Source organism: Mesorhizobium sp. UC74_2, assembly GCF_042701485.1.
Taxonomy (GTDB): domain Bacteria; phylum Pseudomonadota; class Alphaproteobacteria; order Rhizobiales; family Rhizobiaceae; genus Mesorhizobium.
Map to the genome: position 1 here is coordinate 2,246,938 of NZ_CP170562.1, position 21,362 is coordinate 2,268,299.

Annotated in this window: 19 protein-coding genes and 2 pseudogenes; 5 read left to right on the forward strand and 16 right to left on the reverse strand. The window is 61.4% G+C overall.

Annotated elements, in window-relative coordinates; all coding sequences use genetic code 11:
* Nucleotides 1–36: 36 nt before the first annotated feature.
* Genes ACFJIU_RS10905 through ACFJIU_RS10915 form a run of 3 tightly spaced genes read right to left on the reverse strand, consistent with a single transcriptional unit; the run spans nucleotide 37 to nucleotide 2,983 of the window.
* Nucleotides 37–864, reverse strand: a complete 828-nt coding sequence (locus ACFJIU_RS10905; protein ID WP_379071073.1) for an ABC transporter permease — start codon at nucleotides 862–864, stop codon at nucleotides 37–39.
* Nucleotides 861–1,802 carry an ABC transporter permease gene (locus tag ACFJIU_RS10910; protein WP_379071076.1) on the reverse strand — a complete coding sequence of 314 codons (942 nt, stop codon included), beginning with the start codon at nucleotides 1,800–1,802 and terminating at the stop codon, nucleotides 861–863. Before ACFJIU_RS10910 ends, ACFJIU_RS10905 begins: the two co-directional genes overlap by 4 nt.
* Complete coding sequence (locus ACFJIU_RS10915) at nucleotides 1,799–2,983, reverse strand: C45 family autoproteolytic acyltransferase/hydolase (RefSeq protein ID WP_379071079.1); 1,185 nt, start codon at nucleotides 2,981–2,983, stop codon at nucleotides 1,799–1,801. The genes ACFJIU_RS10910 and ACFJIU_RS10915 overlap by 4 nt, the downstream gene beginning before the upstream one ends.
* Before the next feature lie 134 nt (nucleotides 2,984–3,117).
* Here ACFJIU_RS10915 and ACFJIU_RS10920 point away from each other — a divergent pair, with 134 nt between their 5' ends.
* Complete coding sequence (locus ACFJIU_RS10920; protein ID WP_379071082.1) at nucleotides 3,118–4,026, forward strand: FCD domain-containing protein; 909 nt, start codon at nucleotides 3,118–3,120, stop codon at nucleotides 4,024–4,026.
* A 53-nt stretch (nucleotides 4,027–4,079) separates the two neighbouring features.
* Here ACFJIU_RS10920 and ACFJIU_RS10925 read toward each other — a convergent pair whose 3' ends face one another.
* Entirely contained in the window at nucleotides 4,080–4,898 is an 819-nt protein-coding gene (locus tag ACFJIU_RS10925) for a hemin ABC transporter substrate-binding protein (RefSeq protein ID WP_379071085.1), read from the reverse strand.
* A 313-nt stretch (nucleotides 4,899–5,211) separates the two neighbouring features.
* On the opposite strand from ACFJIU_RS10925, the gene ACFJIU_RS10930 reads away from it, so the two are divergent.
* Together ACFJIU_RS10930 and ACFJIU_RS10935 are read left to right on the forward strand one after the other, a co-directional pair.
* On the forward strand, nucleotides 5,212–7,326 hold the full coding sequence (locus tag ACFJIU_RS10930; RefSeq protein ID WP_379071088.1) for a TonB-dependent hemoglobin/transferrin/lactoferrin family receptor: 2,115 nt from the start codon (nucleotides 5,212–5,214) through the stop codon (nucleotides 7,324–7,326).
* Between the two features lie 12 nt (nucleotides 7,327–7,338).
* Nucleotides 7,339–8,415: a DUF2218 domain-containing protein gene (locus ACFJIU_RS10935; protein ID WP_379071091.1), complete on the forward strand. Its 1,077-nt coding sequence runs from the start codon at nucleotides 7,339–7,341 to the stop codon at nucleotides 8,413–8,415.
* A 1-nt stretch (nucleotide 8,416) separates the two neighbouring features.
* On the opposite strand, the gene ACFJIU_RS10940 is transcribed toward ACFJIU_RS10935, so the two are convergent.
* Complete coding sequence (locus ACFJIU_RS10940; protein WP_379071094.1) at nucleotides 8,417–8,857, reverse strand: hypothetical protein; 441 nt, start codon at nucleotides 8,855–8,857, stop codon at nucleotides 8,417–8,419.
* 91 nt (nucleotides 8,858–8,948) lie between these two features.
* Between ACFJIU_RS10940 and ACFJIU_RS10945 the strand changes: the two genes are divergently transcribed.
* Nucleotides 8,949–9,197: a hypothetical protein gene (locus ACFJIU_RS10945; protein WP_379071097.1), complete on the forward strand. Its 249-nt coding sequence runs from the start codon at nucleotides 8,949–8,951 to the stop codon at nucleotides 9,195–9,197.
* Between the two features lie 92 nt (nucleotides 9,198–9,289).
* Here the strand turns inward: ACFJIU_RS10945 and ACFJIU_RS10950 are convergent, their stop codons facing one another.
* The 10 genes and pseudogenes from ACFJIU_RS10950 to ACFJIU_RS10995 all read right to left on the reverse strand — a co-directional run bounded on the left by ACFJIU_RS10950 (nucleotide 9,290) and on the right by ACFJIU_RS10995 (nucleotide 19,717).
* Nucleotides 9,290–9,835: a glutathione peroxidase gene (locus ACFJIU_RS10950; RefSeq protein WP_379071100.1), complete on the reverse strand. Its 546-nt coding sequence runs from the start codon at nucleotides 9,833–9,835 to the stop codon at nucleotides 9,290–9,292.
* A 13-nt stretch (nucleotides 9,836–9,848) separates the two neighbouring features.
* Nucleotides 9,849–10,661 (reverse strand): MBL fold metallo-hydrolase, encoded by an 813-nt coding sequence (locus tag ACFJIU_RS10955; protein ID WP_379071104.1) that lies wholly within the window; start codon nucleotides 10,659–10,661, stop codon nucleotides 9,849–9,851.
* 5 nt (nucleotides 10,662–10,666) lie between these two features.
* Nucleotides 10,667–11,461 carry a TatD family hydrolase gene (locus ACFJIU_RS10960; protein WP_379071107.1) on the reverse strand — a complete coding sequence of 265 codons (795 nt, stop codon included), beginning with the start codon at nucleotides 11,459–11,461 and terminating at the stop codon, nucleotides 10,667–10,669.
* Nucleotides 11,461–13,013 (reverse strand): annotated as a pseudogene (gene metG, locus ACFJIU_RS10965) (methionine--tRNA ligase). Before metG ends, ACFJIU_RS10960 begins: the two are co-directional and overlap by 1 nt.
* A gap of 97 nt (nucleotides 13,014–13,110) precedes the next feature.
* Nucleotides 13,111–14,167, reverse strand: a pseudogene (locus ACFJIU_RS10970) (DNA polymerase III subunit delta').
* Nucleotides 14,164–14,838 carry a dTMP kinase gene (gene tmk, locus ACFJIU_RS10975; protein ID WP_379071110.1) on the reverse strand — a complete coding sequence of 225 codons (675 nt, stop codon included), beginning with the start codon at nucleotides 14,836–14,838 and terminating at the stop codon, nucleotides 14,164–14,166. Before tmk ends, ACFJIU_RS10970 begins: the two are co-directional and overlap by 4 nt.
* A 153-nt stretch (nucleotides 14,839–14,991) precedes the next feature.
* The gene (locus tag ACFJIU_RS10980; protein WP_379071113.1) at nucleotides 14,992–16,164 is read right to left on the reverse strand and encodes a D-alanyl-D-alanine carboxypeptidase family protein; all 1,173 of its coding nucleotides are present in this window, start codon (nucleotides 16,162–16,164) and stop codon (nucleotides 14,992–14,994) included.
* Between the two features lie 82 nt (nucleotides 16,165–16,246).
* Complete coding sequence (locus ACFJIU_RS10985) at nucleotides 16,247–17,440, reverse strand: septal ring lytic transglycosylase RlpA family protein (protein ID WP_379071116.1); 1,194 nt, start codon at nucleotides 17,438–17,440, stop codon at nucleotides 16,247–16,249.
* Nucleotides 17,441–17,653: 213 nt separating this feature from the next.
* A complete protein-coding gene (locus ACFJIU_RS10990) occupies nucleotides 17,654–18,544 on the reverse strand; it encodes a PhzF family phenazine biosynthesis protein (protein WP_379071118.1) in 891 nt (296 codons plus the stop codon).
* An 18-nt stretch (nucleotides 18,545–18,562) separates the two neighbouring features.
* On the reverse strand, nucleotides 18,563–19,717 hold the full coding sequence (locus ACFJIU_RS10995; protein WP_379071121.1) for an epoxide hydrolase family protein: 1,155 nt from the start codon (nucleotides 19,715–19,717) through the stop codon (nucleotides 18,563–18,565).
* Between the two features lie 99 nt (nucleotides 19,718–19,816).
* Between ACFJIU_RS10995 and ACFJIU_RS11000 the strand changes: the two genes are divergently transcribed.
* Nucleotides 19,817–20,701, forward strand: a complete 885-nt coding sequence (locus ACFJIU_RS11000) for a LysR substrate-binding domain-containing protein (RefSeq protein WP_379071124.1) — start codon at nucleotides 19,817–19,819, stop codon at nucleotides 20,699–20,701.
* A 97-nt stretch (nucleotides 20,702–20,798) separates the two neighbouring features.
* Here ACFJIU_RS11000 and ACFJIU_RS11005 read toward each other — a convergent pair whose 3' ends face one another.
* Complete coding sequence (locus ACFJIU_RS11005) at nucleotides 20,799–21,341, reverse strand: nucleotidyltransferase domain-containing protein (RefSeq protein WP_379071127.1); 543 nt, start codon at nucleotides 21,339–21,341, stop codon at nucleotides 20,799–20,801.
* Nucleotides 21,342–21,362 lie beyond the last annotated feature (21 nt).

The following is a 21,362-nucleotide window of genomic DNA, read 5'->3' on the forward strand; positions in this document are numbered from 1 at the left end:
TGTCTCACAAAGCTGGTGCCGTCCATCGTCGTGACCTCAGAGCTTGGGATCGAGCCAGTCGCGAACCGCATCACCCAGCATGTTGATGCCGAGCAGCGTGATCGAGATGCAAAGCCCCGGCAGCACGATGAGGTGCGGCGCCTGGCCGATATAGGGGCGGGCGGTCGACAGCATGCTGCCCCAGCTCGGCGCAGGCGGCGGAACGCCGAGGCCGAGGAAGGAGAGCGCACTTTCCGAAAGGATCACCCAGCCAAACATCGTCGTCGCCAGCACGATGATCGGCGCCACACAATTGGGGAGCACGTGGCGAGCCATGGTGATGAATTCGCTGTTGCCCATGACACGCGAGGCTTCGACATATTCGCGCTCGCGGATGGACAGGACGGCCGCGCGCACGACGCGCACGACGATCGGCATGTAGGCAAGCCCCAGCGCGAGCACGATGCCGTCTCGGCTCGCCCCGATCACGGCCATGATGCCGAGCGCGAGCAGCAGGCCGGGGAAGGCGAGAAAAGCATCGTTGATCATCATCAGGATGCGGTCGGTCCAACCGCGCAGGAAGCCGGCCGCGACGCCGAATACCGTTCCGGTGACCAGTGCGAACAGCACCGTCGCAAAGGCAATCCAGGCGCTGGTGCGGGCTCCATGCACCAGTCGGCTCAGGACGTCGCGCCCAAATTCATCGGCGCCAAGCAGGTGTCGCGCCGAAGGACCTGCAAGCCGCGATGGCAGGTCGAGTTTCAGCGGATCGTAGCCGACCAGCCATGGTCCGGCTATGGCCCCAACCAGAAGAAGGGTGGTCACCGTGATGCCGAAGATGGCATTGAACTTCAAACGGGATTGTCCAAGGGCCAACGCGATCATGCTGCAACCCTCGGGTCGAGGAGGGGATAAAGCAGGTCGACGACCAGATTGACGACGACGTAGATCGCGGCAACGAACAGCATCGTGCCCTGAACCACCGGATAGTCGCGGGCATAGATGGCATCGACCAGCAGGCGACCAAGGCCTGGCAAGGTGAACACCGTTTCGATGACGGCTATGCCGCCGAGCAGGCTGCCGAGCACGAAGCCTATCAGCGTCAGGGTCGGTGCGAAGGCATTCTTGAAGGCATGGCGCCACATGACTGCCGACTCGGAAAGTCCCTTGGCGCGCGCGTGGGTGATGTATTCCAGTCGCGCCACCTCTATGGTGCTGGCGCGCGCCATGCGAGCGATCGGCCCAGCCTCGCTCAACACAAGCGTCGTCACCGGCAGGACGATGTAGACAAGCGCCGGCCAGAAACTCTGGCTGAAAGGAACATAACCGATCACCGGCAACCAACCGAGGTGGAGGCCGAAGGCAAGCAGCAGCATGAGGCCGAGCCAGAAACTCGGGATCGACAGGAGAATGGTTGCGACCGCGATGACGCCGACATCGCCCAGGCTGTTCTGGCGCCAGGCCGCCAGCATGCCCGCTGGAACGGCGATCAAGGCAGCGATGAAGACGCCGACAAGCACGATGGTGGCTGAAACGGAAAAGGCGTTCAGCATGAGCGGCAGAACGTCCTGTCCAGTGCTGATCGACCTGCCGAAGTCGCCGGTCAGCACATTGCCGATCCAGATCAGATATTGAGCAACGACTGGCTTGTCCAAACCCATCTGGACACGCATGGCTTCAACCTGGCCAGGCTTGGCGAGGTCTCCGAGCATCAAGGCGGCAGGGTCTCCGGGGATGAAGCGGAGCAGGCCAAAGACAGCGATCGATACCAGGATCAACGTTGGTATCGCGCTGGCGATACGGGTGAGGATAAAGCGGGTCATCTTTCTCCCACTGCGCGGGCAACGGTTTCACGGTGGCCGGCCCCGCTGCGTTCGACGCGGGCAAGCACGGCTTCATCCATGGCGAGATCGTAGCGGGTGAAGTCGCGGCATTCGGCCGGCAGCGGCGCGATCTCCATGACGCCGGCAGCCGGTTCGAAGATGATCATCGCGACCGTCGCGGAGATGTTGCCGCCTTCCTTCCTGATCGGCGGTCGGCAGACGCTGAGCGGCCATGCGAACTCATCGAAGAGAGCCTCCTTGAGATCGGCCACGGTAATGCTGCCCTGGCTCCTCAACAGCCGGCGCTTTACGCGATAGTCTCGATAGAAGCTGTCCGGAACGTCTTTAAGCCCGGTTTCCCTGAGCTTGGACAATGCAACCGGACTCTGCCAGTGGTTGGCATGCACGATGAGATCTCTGTCGGGATAGATGGAGAAGGCTTCGTCAGGAGCGCATTCGAGGTCGACGGCAAAACCTTCCGCAGTGGACAGGATCATGTTGTTGGAGCCGGACTTCGGCGTGATCGCCACGACGCGCACGGCGTCCGCGAAGTGTGCGGCTTCCAATGCCCGGCGCCTGATGAAAGGCAGGGGAATTCCAATTTCCCGGTAATCGCGATCCGATTCCAGATAGTTGGCTGTAATGCCGATGCCGGCCGCATTGAAGCCGCTGCGGGCCAGGCCGCCGGCTTCAGTGAAGGTGATCAGATCCGGGCCGTCGTCGCGCTTGATGCGCAGCACGATGGATGTTTCGGCGCATTCTGCCCGCCAGTCCCAGTTCTGGCCGTGGATCAACCTGCCGTCGCGTGTTGCGTCAGGCAGGATCACAGCACCGGTGCAGCCATCCGGCTCGTCGTCGGTTATGCCTTTTTCGCGCCGCGCCAACTGCAGCACTTCCGTGCGGGCGTTGACCATGAGGATCGATGTCAGGTCGACATTGGCGCCAGCGGCGATGCCCTCCATCTCTTCCACGAGATCGGGGGCCCATTCCCGCAGACGAGGGAGGAAGATCCCGGAGAACCGGCTGATCTCTTCGCGTGCAAAGCCAAACTTCTCCAACTGCGAAGCATAGAGCGAAATCGACAGGCCGATACGCGCCCGGGCCTGCTCGCCATAGGCTTTCCCGCGCTCGGACGGAGTTCCGCTGACGTCGATGAGTGGGAAGGGTGGAACGACTGTCATGCGGCTACCTCGAAAGCAATGATTGTCGATCATAGTGCATTTTGATTGCATGAAAAGCACTATTTTTGACAAATCACCCCCTTCGTAATGTCTCGTGACCTGACTATAATGCCGCAAGCCAATCAGGAGGGCGCATGGATCGACATGATGAGGAGAGCGACCGTGGCGAGGCCGCGAGCCCGCTGCAGATCGATCTGGCGCGGCGCATCCTCGATCGCATCCGCGATTCCGGCTGGGGCGTCGGGACCCGTGTCTCCGTGCCGGATCTCGCACGCACCTTTGGTGTCTCCCGCTCGCCGATCAGCGGCGCTCTGGAACTCCGCGTCTCCAAAGGTATCCTGGCGCCATTGGAAACCCGTGGATTGCAGGTCGCGCTCGACGTGACTGGTCTCGACACGGCGGAGGTGCTGCCCAGTTCCCCGCTCGAGGAACTCTACCGACGTATGATGCGCGAGCGTGCGCTTGGAGATCTGCCGCAGGAGGTGTCGGAAGCCGAACTGATACCGCGTTACGGCGTTTCGCGCGGCATCATCCGCAAGCTCCTGCTGCGTTTCGCGGCCGAGGGCCTGGTGCAGCGCTTGCCAGGGCACGGCTGGCGTTTCGCGGATTCGCTGGTCGGCGAGGATGCCTACCGCGAGAGCTATGAGTTCCGTGCTGCTGTGGAATGCGCAGCTTTGCGTTCACCGGGTTTCCATGCCGACCCGCAGGTGCTGATCCCGGTGCGGCGGGCGCATGAGCGCGTGCTGAGCGATCCTGGCAGTATCAGCGGCGACGAGTGGTTTCGCATCAACGCGTCGTTTCACCAGGGGCTGGCGATCTGCTCGGGCAACCGCTTCCTGGCCGATGCGGTCCGCCAGCAGAACAATCTGCGCCGCATGCAGGAATCGGCCGGTTTCGATGAGCTTCCGTCCGAGCGGATCGAGCAGTCCTGCCGGGAGCACCTGGCCATACTCGACGCCATAGATGCTGGTGAGATGGAATGGGCCGAGGCACTGCTGCGGCAACACCTGAGACAGGCGTCGGAATTCGCAACGCTGTCGTAGTGTATTTAGCCAGCACTCGCGACCTTCGAACCCGACTGCCGGCAGGATATTTGTCAGTTGCCGACTGCGATATCCGGGTACAAGGCCTTGGTCAGGTCGCGTATGGCATCGGCGGTGCGTGGGCCGAAACCAATCATGTAGGCGCCATCGAGCACGAGAAGCGCCTTGGTCTTAGCGGCAGGGGTTGCGGCCAGTGCCGGGACGGCAAACACTTCGCTCGCTGTCGGTCCGCCTTTGCCATCGCCCATCATCAGGATGACGTCGGGCGCGAGCTCGATCAGTTTCTCCTCCGACGCGGCCTTGTAGCCAACGACTTCCGCCATTGGATTGACGCCGCCGGCATAGCGGATGATGGCATCAGCGGCGGTACCGGAACCTGCAGCGGTCAGGCGTACGAGGCCGTGGAAAAACACCACCTTCCTGCGTTTTTCCGTCGGGATGCCGGAGGTAAGCTTCGCAGCGGCGTCGAATGTCTCGATCACCTGATGAGACAGGTTCGCGCCCGGTTGCTTCAGATCGAGCGCTGCGGCGACAAGCTCGATCTTGCGCAGGATTCCGTCGCGGGAGTTATCCTCCGGAACATAAACGATAGGGATCGTCAGGGACGACAACACGTCGACGGCTTCGGCTGGCCCGATGTCTTCCGCCGCGATGATCAGATCCGGATCGAGAGCCGCCACACCTTCGACGGAGAGTTTGCGCCTGTAGCCGACATTCGGCTTCTCGGCAGCGGCTTGCGGATATTTGCTACCTCTATCGACGGCGACGATGCGCTCTCCGGAGTCGAGCGCATAGACGATCTCCGTGATGTCGGATCCAAGTGTGAGAATCCGCTTTGCCGGGCCGGTTTCGACCTTGGCGCCCGCGCGCATCGGTCACTTCAGCCGCTTGCGCATTCGAGCAGGAGGAAAATGCCGCCAGGAAAGAGATTGCCAGGGTTGCGAGGCATCTGGTCGACCGAAAACCCACGACGTTACCCGGATACAGGCCTGTGGCCATGGCGTCAGTCCTCGATTTGGCAGGGGCTCATTTTCTGTTTGAAGCCTATACGAATAAAGTTGACTAATGTCATCAAGTTTAAATATCTAACCGCTGCTGTCGCCGAGCGGCAGCGCATTCAAAACTGCCAGCCGCGCCCATCGGGTACCGCCAGCCTTGCATTTCATGAGCGGGGGCTCGATCCGAATGAGACTGACAAACAAGACGACGTGGCTGGCGGGAACGGCACTTCCAATCCTGTGTTGTACCGTGATGGCTTTGCCCGCCAACGCCCAGGATGCTCAGCCGACAGCCAGGGCAGCAAAGACCAAAAAGCTCGATCCCACGGAAGCGCAGCAATCGACGATGCTCGATCGCATCACCATCACCGCCACCATGGTGAAAGGGGCGGTCGTCGACGCGTTGGCGGCAATCAGCGCCGTCGACAGCACGGAACTCGAGCGCATACAGCCCGACACCGCCGCAGATATATTCCGGGCCACGCCCGGCGTTGCCGCGTCGATGAACGGGGACGATCCGGCTACGGCAATCAACATTCGCGGACTGGAGCAGTATGGCCGGGTCGTTGTGACCCTTGACGGTGCCAGACAGGATTACTGGCGTGTCGGCCACGGCTCCGGCTCGTTCTATGTGGAACCGGAGCTGATCAAGGAGGCGACCGTCATTCGTGGACCAAGCTCCAATGCTTACGGCTCTGGGGGCATCGGCGGCGTGGTTTCCTTCGATACAAAGGATGCAAGCGATTTCCTCATCGCGGAGGAGCGGTGGGCGCTTAGCGAGAAGCTCGGCTATGAAAGCAATGGCAGGGGCTTCACGACCAGCACGACCGGTGCCTACCGGTTCAGCGAGGATGCCGACGTCATCGGCAACCTCGTCTACAGAAATCGCCATGCCTACAAGGACGGCGACGGCAGCGAAGTCCCCTGGACCGGCGAAAAGGTGACAAGCGGCTACTTCAAGACCACCCTGCGCCCGGCAGACGGCCATGAGCTCAAGCTTGGCCTGATCCTGCAGAACTACAACGATTTCATCACCGGTTCGAGCGGCTCAACGTCGCCGACGCTGAGCCGCTACGATGCCGACACGGTGAACCAGACCTATACGGCAGCCTATACGTTCCGGCCCGAGGACAACCGGCTGATCGACTTCAGCGCCAATCTCTATCACAACCGGACCAAGGCAGATCAGGCGCAGGTCTGGCCGAAATCGGCAATCGGCCAGTCGCGCTACTACGACGTCGCAACGACCGGGTTCAATCTCAAGAACTCCTCGCGTTTCGAGGCGTTCGAGTTCGCTCACACCGTCACCTATGGCGTGGACTACTACCACCTGACAGGGGATTCTGATGCCGCGCATTTCGGCGCCGGCAAGCAGCAGGGTTACGGTGGTTTCGTGCAGTGGCAAGGAGACTACAACAACTGGCTGCAGGTCATCACCGCGCTGCGCTACGATGGCTATACGCTCGACGGACAAACCAGAACCAAGCCACCGGTTGACGCGTCGGTCTCCGGCGACCGCTGGTCGCCGCGCGTGACCGTTGGCATCACTCCGGTAGAGGGGTTCCAGTTCTACGGAACCTATGCCGAAGGCTATAGGGCACCGGGACTGCAGGACGTCTATCGCGGCGGTGGCGCGCATGGTTCCGGTGACAACTACATACCTAATCTGTTGCTGCAGCCGGAAACCGCAAGGAGCTGGGAGGCCGGCGTCAATCTCAAATACAACGACGTGCTGATGGCCGGCGATCTGGTTCGCGGCAAGGTCAATCTGTTTCACACCGATGTCGAGGACTACATCGACGTTGATCTGACCAAGACACTCAGAACCGCCATCAACATCGGCAATGCGCGCCTCAAGGGTGTCGAAGCCGAGATGGTCTATGACTATGGCGTCGGCTTCATAAATCTTTCCGGCGCGCTGATCGACGCCAAGATCGTCGACGGTGTCTATGCCGGCCAGACCCTGAACAACACGCCACTCGACCGCTTCGCGGCAACCATCGGCTTCCGTGCCCTTGAGGACAAGCTGACCTTCGGCGCGCAATTCCTCAGCATCGGCGAGATCACCCGGACCAGCAGGTCAAGGCCGAAGGATCCATCGGTCGTCGACCCCGGCTTCAACCTGGTGAACGCTTTTGCCAATTGGCAGATCAACGACCACACCCGGCTGGATTTCGGCGTCGATAACATCTTCAACACGTCGTACACGGACCCGCAGAGTTCATGGTCGACCACGGCTGCGACCGAGCAAGGGAAGGGAAGGACCTTCAAGATTGCACTGACCGGCCGCATCGGCGGCTGAGGAGGGGAGATCATGAACGTCCTGAACTGCGAAGCGCGCCTGCAACTGCCGAACCTTGAGCGATATCTCCATCTCATCACCGACAGGGTGATGAGTTTCGACGCCTGGATGTCCCGGACCGACGAAAGGCTCGACTTCCGATTCGCCTTTGGCGAAGCGGCATTTGAGATGAAACCCGATGTGCTGGTCTTGCGGGTCGGCGCTGGCGATCGCGATGGACTTGCGCGCATCAAGGATATTCTCGCCACCGCTGTGGAGATCTATGCCAAGGAGGACGAACCCGAGGTCGTCTGGATCGGCGACCTTGCCGGAGACACACGGCCTGCACAGTTCCGTGAAATGACGGTCATCCATGTTGCCGATCTGACTCCGCATATGCGGCGCATTCGGCTCGCGGGTGAGGATCTCGTCCGTTTTGGCAAGTTCCAGGGCATGCACATTCGCATTCTGTTTCCGACGGCAAGCGTTCCGGATCCGGTTTGGCCGAGCCTCGGCGCCAACGGATTGCCGGTCTGGCCCTCGGACGACCGGCGACCGACGGCTCGCGTCTACACGATCCGCGCGCTTGATCTGGAGGCCGGGCACATCGATGTCGACTTCCTGATCCATGAAGGGGAAAGCGTCGGCTCGGCATGGGCCATTCGGGCGAGGGCAGGTCACAAGGTCGGCATCATGGGGCCCGTCGGGCGTCCCGTGCGGCCGGCCGATTGGTATGTGCTCGGAGCGGATGAAACGGGATTGCCGGCGGTTGGCCGGTTGCTGGAGACGTTGCCGCCGCAGACCAGGGGCATCGCCTTCGTCGAAATCGCCGACAGAAACGAAAGGCAGCAGATCAACAACGTCACCCAGATCGAACTGCACTGGCTGGAGCGGGCCGGCAGGGCGCCGGGAACGGACGGGCGCCTGGTTGAGAGGATTTTATCGGCGCGATGGCCCGGGCAGGGCACGGCCTTTGGCTGGTTCGCGGCCGAGGCGGAAGCCGCCAAGCTCGTTCGCACCACCTGGCGCGATCAGATGGGGCTCGGCCGCGACCAGACCATCGCCGCCGCCTATTGGCGTCGCGGGCAGGCGGGGCTGATGGCGGGGTGAGTTATCGATGACATCCTTCGTCGCCGGCTTCGGCGAAGGATTTAGCCGCGACGTCATATCGATAGCCAATGATCTGTGTGGTACAGGCGTCCTCGTATCGCGTGCAGGCTTCCATCGAAACGCATAGACCGTTCTGAGCGCCCCAGACCTTGGCCGGCGGCTTGTCATAGATACCATCGTAGATCGTCTGTGTTCGATCGCCGCGGTCGTGCCAGGTCGCCGTAATCTCAGAACGAAAGTGATCGTAGCCGACGCTGCTGTATCCGATCGTGTACCGGACAGTTCCGATGCCGGAAACGTTGGCCGTACCGGATGCCAGGTTTTCCCAAATCTCTTCCGCGTAGGCAACCTCTGCAGTGAATGCGACGAAAACGCATAAAAGATAGGCCCACGGGGTCGAGAGCCGAGGGTATGAGAATCCTGAAAAATTCAATGGGAACAACGATCTACCGCCATCTTTTATCAATTTAAGTCGGCCGACGTTTTTTAGGTGACAGGTGACTTGACCCAACAAGTCAGTCTATTCCGGCAGCATGAAGACCCTCGGAAAGCTGATCCTATCAGCCGTAATTGCACTTTTCTGCAGCCTGATCGTCGCGGGACTTTTTCTGCCCGTCTACGGCATTTTCGAGGGTGGTACGCACAATTGCCTGAACGTTGGCATCGGAGATTGTGTTTCCATCATTCCTCTGAGCGCGCTGATCTACGGGCCGTTGTTTGCCATTGCCGGTGTCCTGGTCGGCACGCCCATCCTTTTGCTGATCCTGTCATGGCGTGACTGATACGCAGAGGCAAGGGACACATCGTTCGGAGCCCCATATGAAAGTCGCATAAGATAGATTATGGAACTGGCGCGTTGAGCAAGAGGCGCCAGTCAGGCGGTTCGTGCAAGCTCTTTCGCTATCGCCGCAACAAGCCGTGGATCGTCCGGCGTCACATCCGGAGCAAAGCGCGCCGCGATCTTGCCGTCACGGCCAAGAAGAAACTTCTCGAAGTTCCAGAGGATCTCGTCGTTCCCACCAACTGGGATGCCTCGGGCCTGCAGCATCTCACGCATCGGCCCATCGCCTATCGTCTCGGGAGATGATGCAATCAGTTGCTTGTACAGCGGATGCTTTTCGTCGCCCTTGACTGTTATCTTCGAGAAAATCGGAAACTGCACATCGTAAGTGCTGGTGCAGAAAGCGACGATCTCAGCATCGGATCCAGGTTCCTGGCCCTTGAAATCATTGGCTGGAAACGCCGCTATGACCAGGCCCGCGTCGCGATTTTCCCTATAGAGCTTCTCCAAGCCTTCATACTGCCGGGTCAGCCCGCACTTCGAAGCGACATTGACCACGAGAATGACCTTGCCGCTGTAATCGCTCAGCGTGGTCTCATGTCCGTCGGCACGTTTCACTGGAATATCAAGCAGTTCCACTGGATCGCTCCATTCATGGATATGGGATTTCGATGATCATTCCGTCGAAGGCCGGATCGACATTGTCCGGCGTTTCAGCTTGCACGGCCGTGTAGTCCAACGGGACATGCATATGCGTCAGCACGGCTCGTTTCGGCGCGAGCCGTTCGATCCACGACAACGCTTCGCTGAGCGAGAAATGGCTCGGATGCGTTCTGTATTGCAGAGCATCGATGATCAGGACGTCGAGATCCTTGAGGCGGGCGGCCGTCGGCACCGGAAAGTCGGACACGTCCGGACAATAAGCCAGTTGGCCGAGGCGGAAGGCCAGCGAGACGATGTCGCCATGCACCTGCGGCAATGGTTCGAAGGTGAGGGCGCCCCCCTCTCCTTCCACCATGAATGGCCGATGATGCTCGATCAGATGCGGCTGCAAGATCGGCGGATAAGAGCTTCCGGGCGGCGTCTCGAAACAATAGCCGAAGCCCTGTTTCAGCCGTTCCATCGTTGGTCCATCGGCATGGATATCCATCAGGCGATCCCGGCCGATCACAAAAGTGCGCAGGTCGTCGATGCCATGGATATGATCGGCATGCGCATGCGTATAGACCACGCCATCGATATGCTTGACGGACGCCAGCAGCATCTGAGCGCGAAAATCCGGTCCGGTATCGATGGCGACCGTGGTCTTGGCGCCATTGGCCTTGATACGCTCGACCAGGGCCGCGGCGCGCATGCGGCGGTTCCTGGGATCGGCAGGATCACAATTGCCCCAGTCACCATTCAGGCGCGGGACGCCAGGCGACGAACCGCAGCCGAGAATGGTGAGGCGGAGCCGGTCGGCCACGGCGCTCAGTTGCCTTGCTGCGCCAGGCGCGGCATTTTCGAGAACAGGCGGAAGAAGTTGTCAGTGGTGATCCGGGCAATCTCGTCCTGGCTCACGCCGATCGTTTCCGCCAGGACCCTTGCGGTTTCAGCGACATAAGCCGGTTCGTTGCGGTGGCCGCGATGCGGTACCGGAGCAAGGTAGGGCGCGTCTGTTTCCACCAGCAGCCGGTCGCGTGGCACGTCCTTCGCTATGTCCCGCAACTCGGCAGAGTTCTTGAAGGTCAGGATGCCGGAGAAAGAGACATAGCCCCCCAATTCCACGCCAACCTCGGCCAGCCGCCGGCCCGAGGAGAAGCAATGCAGGATGAAAGGGAAGGCGCCCTTCCCTGTCTCGTCGCGCAGGATCGCGATCATGTCGTCGTCGGCATTGCGTGCGTGAATGACCAGCGGCAGTCCGGTCTGGCGCGCGGCTGCGATATGTGTACGCAAGCCTTGAGCCTGCGCATCGCGCGGCGCCTTGTCGTAAAAATAGTCGAGGCCGGCCTCGCCGATCGCGACCACCTTCGGGTGCTCGGCCAGTCGAACAAGATCCTCCGTCGTGACGTCGAGCTCCTCGGCGGCATTGTGCGGATGCGTGCCGACGGAGCAGAACACTTCCTGGAAAGACTCTGCAATTTCAAGGATCTGTTGGAATCGCTTCACGCGCGTCGATATCGTGACCATGCGCCCGACACCAGCCGCCAAGGCGCGGGTGACGATGGCCGCCCGCTCCTCGGCAAAATCCGGAAAATCCAGATGGCAATGGCTGTCGACAAGCATCAGGCTGTCGCTTCCGGGGCTGGTTCGACGTAACGCGGAAACACGGGTTGCGGCGCTGGAAGCGGCGTGCCGGGCACCAGTGCATTTGCGTCCGCCAGATGCTCGAAGTCGCGCTTGTCATCAGCCACGGCCAGCGTATCGAGCAGCTTCGCAGCGGAGCCCGGGATATAGGGCTGGCACAGGATGGCGACGCGCCGGATGATCTCCGCCGTCGTCCACAGCACCGTTTCCATGCGCGCGGGGTCGGTCTTCTTGAGCGCCCAGGGTTCCTGTGCGGCGAAGTAGCGGTTGGCATCCGCGACGACTGCGAAGATCGCAGCCAGTGCTTGATGGATGGCCTGCTCGGTCATCGCCTTACGCGCTGTCGCCAGCGCTGCGGTTGCCTGCTCGAGCATCGCCTTGTCGGCCTCGGCAAGCGTGCCGCGCTGGGGCACCACGCCATTGCAGTTCTTCGCGATCATCGACAGCGAACGCTGCGCCAGATTGCCGAGATCGTTGGCGAGGTCGGCATTGGTGCGGTTGACGATCGCCTCGTGGCTGTAGCTGCCGTCCTGGCCGAACGGCACCTCGCGCAGGAAGAAATAACGGACCTGGTCGAGGCCATAGTGATCGACCATCGTAAACGGGTCGATGACGTTGCCGACCGATTTCGACATCTTCTCGCCGCGGTTGAACAGGAAGCCGTGTGCGAATACGCGCTTCGGCAATTCGATGCCCGCTGACATCAGGAAGGCCGGCCAATAGACGGCGTGGAAGCGCACGATGTCCTTGCCGATGATGTGCGTTGCCGGCCAGTAGCTCCACGAAGGAGACCGGGTGTCCGGGTAGCCGGCTGCGGTGATGTAGTTGGTGAGCGCATCCACCCAGACATACATGACGTGTTTTTCATCACCCGGGACCGGGATGCCCCAGTCGAAGGTGGTGCGTGAGATCGACAGGTCCTTCAGGCCCGATTTGACGAAGGAAGCCACCTCGTTGCGTCGTTCGGATGGACCGACGAAGTCGGGCTGATTTTCATAGAGCGCCAGCAGCTTGTCCTGGTAGGCCGAGAGCCGGAAGAAGTAGCTTTCCTCCTCGACCCATTCCACAGGTGTGCCCTGTGGGCCATAACGGACATTGTCGGCGCGGACCTCGGTTTCCTCCTCGCCGTAATAGGCCTCGTCGCGCACCGAATACCAGCCGGCGTAGCCACCCTTGTAGATGTCGCCATTGGCCTCCATCGCCTTCCAGATGGCCTGGACGACGCATGATGGCGCTGTTCCGTCGTGCGGATGAAATCATCATTCGACGCATTGAGCGCCTGCGCCATGCGCCGGAACTCGGCAGCGTTGCGGTCCGCCAGTTCGCGCGGGGTGATTCCTTCCTTCTTGGCCGTCTGCAGCATCTTGATGCCGTGCTCGTCCGTACCGGTCAGGAAGAACACGTCCTTGCCGTCGAGCCGCTGGAAGCGGGCAAGGGAATCCGTTGCGAGCAGTTCGTAGGCATGACCGATATGCGGCTTGCCGTTCGGATAGGAAATCGCGGTGGTGATGTAGAATTTCTCACGGGACATAGTGGGCCGTCATGAATGTCTGAATGGAAGAATGTGTGAACGGATATCGGGGCGTGGATATCGCATCGGCATGGCGAAAGCCATCCCGGGAGGGCCGTCACATTCGCATCGCAGAATTCAGGCGGTCGATCATCGTGAGTGCGTGTTGCTTCTTGTCGAGATTATAAGTCTCGGTCTCAGATATAGCGCGCTGCGCATCTTGCCAAGTGTCGGACAAAAGTTTGGCACGCCCCGAGATTCCCGGCGATCGCAGAAGAGCTTGCCGCCGCGGACAGCAATTCGAGAGCGTGGCGGTTGAAGGTTTCGAACGGGATGGCCTGATCCCGACCTGCTACCGTCTCTGCCAGCTTGTAGGCACCGGCGAGGTCCACCCGACCGGCCGAGACCAGCTTTTCGAGCGCCGCCGCAATTTCCAGGCCGCCATATTGCGTCAGCAGAACAGCGGCCCGCGCGCTGCCCCCTGCCCGCTCGGCAAGTGCTGCACGTTGGGCGGCGTCATCCGGTGTGCTCTGGCCGATTGCGTCCAACACCGTCATCAGGTCGCGCTCAGCAAGCGGCGCGAGCCTCAGCACCTGACAGCGCGAGCGGATGGTCGGCAGCAGGCTGCCCGGCGCATGCACGATGAGCACGAAAATCGTACGTGCGGGCGGCTCTTCAAGATTTTTCAACAACGCATTGGCAGCATTGGTATTCATGTCGTCAGCGGGATCGACGATCACCACCCTGTAGCCGCCATCGTGCGACGTCATTGACAGGAACTGTCCGACCTTGCGGATCTCGTCGACGGTCACCACACTTTTGAATGCCTTGGTGCGGTCATTCATCGGCCGTGTAAGATGCAGGACGGAAGGATGCGCGCCCATCGCGATCTGCCGGTAGAGCCCCGATGCGGGATCAGGAACAACCAGGGTTTCCGGCGCCCGATTGGCGTCCGGGTTTTTCAGCAGATGATACGCGAGGTGGAAGGCGAGCGTGGCCTTGCCGATGCCTGCCGGCCCGCACAGCATCAGCGCATGCGGAAGCTTGCCCACCTTGTAGGCCGCGGCCAAAGTTGCCGTGACGTCCGCATGCCCGATCAGGCGCGGGTTCTCGGCGGGCTCCGGAACCTCATCCAAAGTGTCGTGCTGTTCCGGCGCCAGCCGCTCGAAACTCATGCCGGCGCCTTGTGACTGGTTTTGGTCGGCCTGGACTTCTCAAGCATCGCGAAAACGGCATCAGTCACCGCATGTTCGACCGTGTTTGCGTCTCCGGAAGCGTCGATAACCACACAGCGCTTGGCTTCCGCCCTGGCGATGGCCAGGTAAGCATCGCGGCGCTGTTGATGAATGGCCAGCGTCTCCTTCTCGAAGCGGTCGGGCGTTTCGCCGGGGTTGCGGCGGGCTGTTGCGCGGCGCAGCCCCTCTTCCGGATCGATGTCGAGGATCAAGGTGAGGTTCGGCACCATGCCATTGATGGCCACGCGCTGCAGGGTATCGATGAACGCCGGGTCGAGGCCGCCGGTGGCGCCCTGATAGACACGCGAGGAATCAATGAAGCGATCGCAAAGCACGACCGCGCCGCGCTCTACAGCAGGTCGGATCACCTGTTCGACATGATCGGAGCGCGCTGCGGCGAACAACAGTGCCTCCATCTTCGGTCCGAAGGGTTCAGCCGCGCCGGACAGCAGAACATGCCGAATGGCCTCGGCCCCTGGCGAGCCGCCAGGCTCCCGGGTCACCAGGACATCATATTTCTTGCCGCGCAGCCGCTCGGCCAGCCGCTTGATCTGCGTCGACTTGCCGGCACCCTCGCCGCCTTCGAAAGTGATGAAAGATCCGTTCGCCAAACGCTGCGCCTCGGTTGTGGCCCCGACATCAAACATAGGTGTCCAACGCCGCTGCGGCGAGAGGACTAGATCGTTTCCGTTTTCAAGGAAACGCTCTAACTTCTTGTTTTATCCAATTCCAGACGGAAACCGTTACACTTTCCTGGGATTGCTCTAGCGCAGCCAGCCGACCGCCAGCTCCTTGACCGCATCGGCCGCGCGGCGCGGCAGTGAGCCGACTTCCACCGTTTCGGCCGCGAACACCGGGGTTTCCTGGCTCAACGTGTCGCCGATCCAGACGCGCAGCGTGCCGACAGGCTGGCCGACCTCGACAGGCGCCGGTAACGGGCCGTTGTAGACAATGCGCGCGGTGACCTTGTCGCGATTGGAGATCGGCAGGACAAGGTCGATCGCTCCCTTGGCTTTCAGCGCCACGCCGGATTTGACGCCGCCGAACACCGCTGCTTCGCCAACGACTTCGTCCTTGGCGAACACTTCGGTCTTTTCGAAGGAGCGCAAGCCCCAATCCAGCAGCTTGCGGACCTCCTCCAAGCGCTCGCGGTCATTGGCCAGGCCGCTCATGGCAGCAATCACCCGCTTGCCGCCCTGGTTGAGCGCGCCGACAATGGCAAAACCATCCTGCTCACTGGCGCCGACCGCCAGTCCCTCGGCACCGGCATCCATCGCCAGCAATGGGTTGCGGTTGCGCTGGGTGATCTTGTTCCAGGTGAAATCCTTGAGCGCGAAATAGGGATAGAATTGCGGATATTCGCGCGACAGGCGCAACGCCAACAGCGCCATCTCGCGCACGGTCGTCTTCTGACCTTCCGCCGGCAGCCCGGTGGCGTTGACGAAGGTCGAGATCGGCAATCCGATCTGACGCGCGCGCTCGTTCATTTGAAGAGCGAAATTTCCTTCCGAGCCGGCAAATCCTTCGGCGATGATGATGCAACCGTCATTGGCGGCCTGCACGGCGATGCCCTTCATCAGGTCTTCGAGCCGGATCGCCGACTTGAGCGCGGCGAACATGGTCGAGGTGCCCGAGGGCGCGCCGCCCCTGCGCCACGCGTTTTCGCTGACCACGAAAGTGTCGTTAAGCGTCATGCGGCCGCTCTTCACGGCATTGAAGGCCATTTCAAGTGTCATCAGCTTGGCGAGCGACGCCGGCTGGATCGCTTTGTCGGCCTGCTTGGAGAACAACACCGTGCCGGTCTCAGCGTCGATCATATATGCGGTGGCCGCCTTGGTTTCGAAAAGCTGTGCGGCTGCCGGCAATGCCGACAGCGCCAGGAGGGCAAGGCCAAGCAGGCCGGCCAAAGGAGAGCAAAAGCGGGATTTGGCAATCATAATGGGACGTTATCAGGATCGCCCGTCACGGATCAATCGTCGGCAGGCCCGGGTGATGACTTATCCGCGTGCTCGTTGCCAATCAGTCGCGAACGGCGAAAGCGTCCGGCGCGCCGTGGCTCCAAGCCGCTTCCAGCATGCTGTCCACGCTCATGCGGCCGTCCTGGTAGAGATTGACCGAATACCAGTCCTTGCCGTCGAGCTTGGCTTGATCGATCTCGACACGGCCGTAGGCTTTCAGCGCTGCCGCCACCTGCCTTGCCTGTCTGGCGTCGTCGAACGTGCCGGCAGCTACATAGTCGTCGGACGGATCCTCCGGCTGCTTCCAGCTGCCCAGTGCCGCCGCGGGTCCCTCCAGCGCCGCAAAGGCACTTGCGGAACGCTCCGTGCGCTCTGCGGCATAGTTCAGGCTCGCCATCTCGAATGGCAGTTTCGGGCTGACGGCGAAGTCCGGCCGCGCCGGCGCAATCGGGCCGAAATCCGGCAGCGCGACGCTGTCGGCCCCGATCGGCTGCGCGGCCAGGACCGGCTCAGGCAGCGAAGTCGTATCGGTCAACTGGCCAGGGAATGGAATGGCAGCAGCGCTTGCACGCACCGGCGCACTTGGCATGGAACCGTTCATGGCAACCATCACGCCGGTCGGCAGGCCGTCGGACGGATCAGGTATCCTGTTGCCGGGATGATAGGAGGCCATGAGATAGGAATCGTCATTGCCCTCGAGTGGCGCACGGCCGACATAATCGACCTTGACGCGGGCAGTGCCAATCTTCGAATAGCCGAGCATGTCGGCTGCGCGCTTGGACAGATCGATCAGGCGGCCTTCATGATACGGGCCCCGGTCATTGACGCGCACGATGACCGAGCTGCCATTGTCGAGATTGGTGACGCGGGCATAGCTCGGCAGAGGCATTGTCGGATGCGCGCCGGTGAGCTGCGACAGGTCATAGACCTCGCCGTTGGCGGTCATGCGGCTGTGAAAGGCCTCACCGTACCAGGACGCGGTACCCGTCTTGGAGTAGCGCTGCTCTTCCTTGGGATAATACCATTTGCCGCGCACCTGATAAGGCTTGCCGAGCTGGTCGCGCCCTCCTCCACGCCGCATGGCGACACGCGGGCTGGCTTTCACACCATATTCGGATTCGGCGAAATATTCCTTCGAGCGTTTCTTGCTCACCATGCTCTTCGGTTCGGACGAGGCACAGGCAGCGAGAAAGCCGACTGAGACGGCCAGCAGCGCGTAGGTGGAAAAACGACGAAGACGCGCCGAACTTGGCATGCTGGAACTGTCCCCTCCGAACAACGGCGACGCTACTCAAACACAGGCGAAGCCGAAGCGCTTCGTGTGACAACCTGTCCGACGCCCCGATCCCCAGAGCCCCTTTTTGCACAGGAAATGCTTATCACACGCTTAACCGACTATGGTTCGAAGCTGGCGAGATTGTGGCGAAATGACGGCATTGTGCCGCGGGGCATATCCACACTTCCCCCTTCAGAGCCAGAGTTTCCCTTCTGCTGCCATCACCCCGCTCGCACTGATCCGCACCGCAAGACCATCGATCTCAACTTCGATCAGGCTTGGGCGGCCAAGTTTCCTGCCCTGCTCGATAACGATGCGTCCCGGCGAAGCGAAGCCATGGCGGACGAGATGGGCAGCCAGAGGGCCTGCTGCCGTGCCAGTAGCCGGATCCTCCCCAATGCCCATTGTCGGATTGAAGAAGCGAGCATAGGCGACGGTGTTCGGGGTCGATGGGTCGAGGCTGTACACGTAGCAGCCTTCGCCTCCGGCCTGCCTCAGGATCACGCCGAGGGCCTGAACATCAGGCCTCGCGGCATCGACGGCTTTGCGATCCTTGAGCGCAACCATCAGATGGCCCGCGCCGGTGTCGACCACCTGTACCGGCGGGGCGTTGCCATGGATGGCGTCAGGCGCTAAGCCAAACGAAGCCGCCAAGCTCGCGTAATCTTTCACCTGGTTTCCCCATCTGGCGTGGGATTGCGCCATCGTGACACGGATAGACTGACCGGGTGTCGCGTCGATCGACAGGGGAAAGAGCTGCCCGCCGATCTCCTGTGTGAAGTCCGTTCGGGCTCCGCGCAAATTCAGCCGTCCCGATTGCGCCAGCCAGAGCCAGGCGCCGAGGGAGTTGTGTCCGCCTGCTCCGAACACCTCGTGGCCCGCAGCCGTGAAAGAGCGCAACCGCAGTGTTGCGTCGGGATGCGTTGCCCGCATCACGAAGGTCGTCTCGACGAGGTTGAACTCACCGGCGATGGCGGCCAGCCGGTCGTCCGGTAGCTCATCTCCGCCGTCCACCACGGCCAACGGGTTACCCTCGAGTGGGCTGGCAGCGAAAACGTCGATGATGGCGAATGGCAGTGACATGGGTTCTCCCGCTAGCGGTCAGGCGTTCAGTTTCGAAAAGAATGCGCGGATGTCATGCGCCAGCAGATCCGGCGCGTCCGACGCCGCAAAATGACTGCCGCGCGGCATTTCGGTCCAATGCGCGATGTTGTTTGCGCGTTCCGCAAAGCTGCGCACCGAGCGGAAATCATTCGGGAAAACCGCAACGCCGGTCGGCGTCGGGTTCATCACCTCGCGGTAACCTGCGCCGGTCTGCTGGTCTTCGTAGTAGACGTTGGCCGCCGATCCGCCCGTTCCCGTGAACCAGTAGAGCGATGCCTGCGCCAGGAAACGATCGCGATCGACATTGGCGATGTTGTTTCCGTCGAAGCCGAACCAGAGTTCGGTATTCCACGCCATCTGGGCAACAGGCGAGTCGACGAGCCCATAGGCAAGCGTGCCGGGGCGCTTCGCCTGTATCTGATGATAGCCGTTGTATTTCTCGAAATTGGCGAGGATCGCCATGCCTTCCATCTCGAAGGGGGTGAGCTTATCCATCTCGCCCTCAGCGCCGGTCGGGAACGCGAAGATCTGCAGCACATGCGTGCCGACAAGGCCTCGTGGCTGCAGGATGCCAAGTTCGCGTCCGATGCCGGAGCCCACATCGCCGCCATGCGCGCCATAATGGTCATAGCCCAGCCGTTTCATGAGCGTGTCCCACGCCTTGGCGATACGAGCCGAATCCCAGCCACCTTCGCGAAGTGGACTGGAGAAACCGAAGCCAGGCAACGAGGGGATCACCAGATCGAAGGGCAGACCGCCATCAGTCGGATTGGTCAGCGGCTCGATCAGCTCAAGGAATTCCATCACGCTGCCCGGCCATCCGTGGCTGAGGATCAGCGGAAACGCACCGGGATGCCTGGACCCGATGTGCAGGAAATGGATCGGCTGACCGTCGATTTCCGTGATGAATTGCGGATAGCTGTTCAACCGGGCTTCATGCTCGCGCCAGTCGAAGTCATTCATCCACTGGTCGACGAGTTCCATGACAAAGCTGACCGGCTGGCCACGCGAGTGATCGTTGGTCGTCGCATACGGCCAGCGTGTCCTGCCGAGCCTTGCCTTCAGGTCGACGATCTGCATGTCCGGGACCGCGACCTTGAATGGCCGGATTGCTGTCGTATCAGATGGTGCGGCGCGGCTGGCCAGGGACATGTTGTCCTCCTTGCTTGGAGCGTTTCGATGTCCTGACTTTTGCTGCGGTGGCCTTCGAAAAAAATGGAGATTTTGCCCGCGAGCCTATAGAATATCTATATGGTTGCTCTGAATCGCATTCCCCTGAACGGCCTGCGTGCCATCGAAGTGGCAGGCCGCCTTGGCTCGCTGGCAAAGGCGGCGGACGAGATGGGCATCAGCGTCGGTGCGGTCAGCCAACATGTCATCCGCACCGAGAAGCTGCTTGGACGCCCGGTATTCGAGCGTACAGCGCGGGGCCTGACGCCGACACCGTTCGGCACGCGCATGCTGGCGTCGCTGGAGCCGGCATTCCGATCGATCGCACAGGCTCTCGATCAGGCGGGCGCAACCGATCGCACCGTGCTTGCAGTAACCACCACGCCGGTCTTCGCCACCCGATGGCTGGTGCCGCGGCTCAGCGCGTTTCAGCGCAAGCGCCCCGAAATCCAGGTGCGTATCGAAACGGGTCTTACATTGACCGACCTCGATCGGTCCGATCTCGATGTCGCTTTGCGGATGGGGCGGGGCAAATGGCCAGGCACCAGCGCGGACTTGCTTCTGAAGCAGCGTATCTTTCCGGTCTGTGCTCCTGCGCTCGCCGCAAACCTGAGGACGCCGACCGATCTGAAATCGGCTCCAGTGATCCGCTATCCTGCCATGGAGAACTGGACGGACTGGCTGGCGCCGCATGGCATGATCGAGGCCGATCTGCCGCAAGGGTTGAGTTTCTCCGATGCATCCCTTTCGCTGGAAGCCGCTATGGCCGGCCTCGGCGTGATGATCGCCTGGCAGGCAATCGCCGCCGACGCGCTTGCCGACGGCCGACTGGTCAAGCCATTCGAGTGGGAAGTCGAGACCGGAATCGACCTCTGGTTCGTCGCGTCCGCAGCCCATGCCAACGATGCCAAGATCATTGCCTTCAAGCGATGGCTCAAGGCGGAACTGGCTGGACAGGAACGCTGAGCTAATCCGGGGCGACTTTCCAGAACCTGGCCGCTATTGGAGCAATGCAGCGGCGCTATCCATTCATGGCCAGGATGCATCGTCTCAAGCCAGCCGATCAGGTCGGCTCTCTCCCGGCATCAAGGCGGGGCAGCGCGGCCCGAAAATCGAGAACATCCTTTTCGCGGCGATGCTTCGCCTTGAACAGCAGCACGATCGCCGGCGCCAGATAGGCAATTCCGCTAGCGTTCTTGCGGATCGCCTCGGCTCTAGGCACTCGGATCGAAGGGTTCCGCTTGTAGACCCAGAAGTCCGGGGTTCCCCGCTCGATCATCATGTCCACGCGCCAGCAACCAGCGGTCATGTCCGCTCCCCAAAGCTGCCAGAGGTTCGAGGGAAGCGCAGCCTTGGCAGGATGATGCGTCAGGATGCCATCCCGGGCGGCAAAGAATTCGAGATCCGACAAGAGCCGGCGACAATGTCCGACCTGATCCGGCAGAACAGCGAACTCCAGATCTTCGTGCTCGCGGGTCTGGCGCCCATGCCAAAGGTCCAAAGCCCAACCGCCAACGACATACCAGGGTGGCGTGTCGCGCCCAAGCATCGAGGCCAGTTCCTGCGGTGACCAGGCCCCCCAGGCATCTTCTGGAAGAGGTTTCATGGAAACGCTGTGCAATCCTCG

Excerpts from the sequence above, each read along its gene's own strand:
- ACFJIU_RS10920 (WP_379071082.1), top strand. The coding sequence starts at position 3,118 with ATGGATCGACATGATGAGGAGAGCGACCGTGGCGAGGCCGCGAGCCCG.
- ACFJIU_RS10995 (WP_379071121.1), bottom strand. The coding sequence starts at position 19,717 with ATGTCCCTGGCCAGCCGCGCCGCACCATCTGATACGACAGCAATCCGG.
- ACFJIU_RS10990 (WP_379071118.1), bottom strand. The coding sequence starts at position 18,544 with ATGTCACTGCCATTCGCCATCATCGACGTTTTCGCTGCCAGCCCACTC.
- ACFJIU_RS10985 (WP_379071116.1), bottom strand. The coding sequence starts at position 17,440 with ATGCCAAGTTCGGCGCGTCTTCGTCGTTTTTCCACCTACGCGCTGCTG.
- ACFJIU_RS10930 (WP_379071088.1), top strand. The coding sequence starts at position 5,212 with ATGAGACTGACAAACAAGACGACGTGGCTGGCGGGAACGGCACTTCCA.
- ACFJIU_RS10905 (WP_379071073.1), bottom strand. The coding sequence starts at position 864 with ATGATCGCGTTGGCCCTTGGACAATCCCGTTTGAAGTTCAATGCCATC.
- ACFJIU_RS10980 (WP_379071113.1), bottom strand. The coding sequence starts at position 16,164 with ATGATTGCCAAATCCCGCTTTTGCTCTCCTTTGGCCGGCCTGCTTGGC.
- ACFJIU_RS10945 (WP_379071097.1), top strand. The coding sequence starts at position 8,949 with ATGAAGACCCTCGGAAAGCTGATCCTATCAGCCGTAATTGCACTTTTC.
- ACFJIU_RS10915 (WP_379071079.1), bottom strand. The coding sequence starts at position 2,983 with ATGACAGTCGTTCCACCCTTCCCACTCATCGACGTCAGCGGAACTCCG.
- ACFJIU_RS10925 (WP_379071085.1), bottom strand. The coding sequence starts at position 4,898 with ATGCGCGCGGGCGCCAAGGTCGAAACCGGCCCGGCAAAGCGGATTCTC.
- ACFJIU_RS10910 (WP_379071076.1), bottom strand. The coding sequence starts at position 1,802 with ATGACCCGCTTTATCCTCACCCGTATCGCCAGCGCGATACCAACGTTG.
- ACFJIU_RS11005 (WP_379071127.1), bottom strand. The coding sequence starts at position 21,341 with ATGAAACCTCTTCCAGAAGATGCCTGGGGGGCCTGGTCACCGCAGGAA.
- ACFJIU_RS10935 (WP_379071091.1), top strand. The coding sequence starts at position 7,339 with ATGAACGTCCTGAACTGCGAAGCGCGCCTGCAACTGCCGAACCTTGAG.
- ACFJIU_RS10960 (WP_379071107.1), bottom strand. The coding sequence starts at position 11,461 with ATGCTTGTCGACAGCCATTGCCATCTGGATTTTCCGGATTTTGCCGAG.
- ACFJIU_RS11000 (WP_379071124.1), top strand. The coding sequence starts at position 19,817 with ATGGTTGCTCTGAATCGCATTCCCCTGAACGGCCTGCGTGCCATCGAA.